This is a genomic window from Paracoccus sp. 228, assembly GCF_000967825.1.
Classification (GTDB): domain Bacteria; phylum Pseudomonadota; class Alphaproteobacteria; order Rhodobacterales; family Rhodobacteraceae; genus Paracoccus; species Paracoccus marcusii.
In genome coordinates, this window is the sequence record NZ_JYGY01000029.1 from 1 (window position 1) to 1,415 (window position 1,415).

3 protein-coding genes are annotated in these 1,415 nt (G+C 62.8%); all 3 read right to left on the reverse strand.

Annotated features, from left to right (window positions below):
- Positions 1 to 100: 100 nt before the first annotated feature.
- Positions 101 to 412, reverse strand: coding sequence for a hypothetical protein (locus tag SY26_RS19680; RefSeq protein ID WP_046001979.1), 312 nt, complete (start codon positions 410 to 412; stop codon positions 101 to 103).
- Between the two features lie 171 nt (positions 413 to 583).
- On the reverse strand, positions 584 to 1,057 hold the full coding sequence (locus SY26_RS19685) for a hypothetical protein (RefSeq protein WP_157020566.1): 474 nt from the start codon (positions 1,055 to 1,057) through the stop codon (positions 584 to 586).
- A gap of 11 nt (positions 1,058 to 1,068) precedes the next feature.
- Entirely contained in the window at positions 1,069 to 1,326 is a 258-nt protein-coding gene (locus tag SY26_RS19690) for a hypothetical protein (protein ID WP_046001981.1), read from the reverse strand.
- Between the last annotated feature and the right edge of the window lie 89 nt (positions 1,327 to 1,415).

Consider the following 1,415-nt stretch of genomic DNA (forward strand, 5'->3'; position numbering starts at 1 on the left):
TCTCGACGTCATGCGCAGGGACACGTCGAAGGGCTCGCTCTCCATCAAGCTCAAGAGGGCAGGCTGGGATGACGACTTTCTCCGAAACGTTCTCAATGGCTTACTCGCGTGAGCCATATGCGATTGCCCTGTCATAGACGTGCTTCCAAGCTGAGCGCAGAAGGGCAAGCCTCACGTCGCGTTCATAGAGGCTCGGGCTGCGCGAAAAGACTTGGCCTCCATAGGCTCCGCCGATGCAGGCCGCGACATTGATTGCCGTCTCGGCTTGGCTGAACGCGGCGATCGCTTCGGGAATGGCGGCTTCCTTCTCATCATACTCGGCCACGATCTCGGCCAGGCTGCGGCGCAAGACGGGCGCGGCGTGTTCCTGCGTCTCTCCGATCTTCGGAAACTCTGCGTTGTGAAATGTCATGTTGTCACCGTCAGCCTTGGCCCAGAAACCGCTCGCGGGCGGTCCGGCCGTTGTCCACAATTTCCCAAACCTCGTGCCCGTGGCGGCGCGCGTAGCGCCACGCCAGGTCCTCGGACTCATGGGGAAGGGGAAGGGCGCACGGATGCGCCCTTGTCTCGAAGTTGTGCCAGCTCATGCCGCAGTCTCGCGGCTGGCGGTGAAGGCATCGAGCATCAGATAGAGCGTTTCCATCGTCGGCCCGTCGCCATAGACGACGCCCCGCCCGATCAACTCCGGGTCGGCTTCGCACTTTGCCCGGACGCGCAAGTCGTGGTCGAGATAGGCGTTTACCTTGAAGCGATAGTCTCCGGCGCCGCTGTCGTAGAAATAGACGTGCCACTTGGCAAGCTGCTCGGGGTTGTCGTCAGCCTCGGCCATCAGCTCATCCGCCGCGATCTTCTGAACCTCGAAGGAACGGGCGCAATCTCGGATGAAGCCGTTGCTCTTGGGTCCGAAAAACTCCGCCGTGTCGCGGATGCCGAACACGTTGCCGGGGCAACGCTCGCCCACAAGGCGGGCGAGGATTTGGGCGCTGCGGGCGCTGCCGGTCGCGGCAACGTAGGGGGCCGGGTGCATGTCGATCTGCACAACGGAAAAGTGAGTCATTTCCGCCCCCCTCACTGGCTGAGCGCGGCATAGGTGCCGCTATCTTCATAGCGAATGATGGGTTCGCCCGCGTCAGAGCGGCCGCCCCAGCAAGGGCCGACAAAGCCGGAAAGGATGGGCTGGCCCTGCAACTCCGGGCGAAGGCGGGTGCGGGTTTCCGTCCCGGTAATCTCGGTGCCCATATCCTCGGCCCACGCCGTCAAATCATCAGTATGAACGCGGCTCATGCCGTGGTCGTCGGTCATCGTGACAATCTCGAAAATAGCCATAGCGGCCTCCTTGTGGTGATGCCCGTTCCGGTCTGGTGCCGATAATCGGGCGGGGTTTCAGGCGAGGAAGCGCGAAGCGCGCCCCTCTC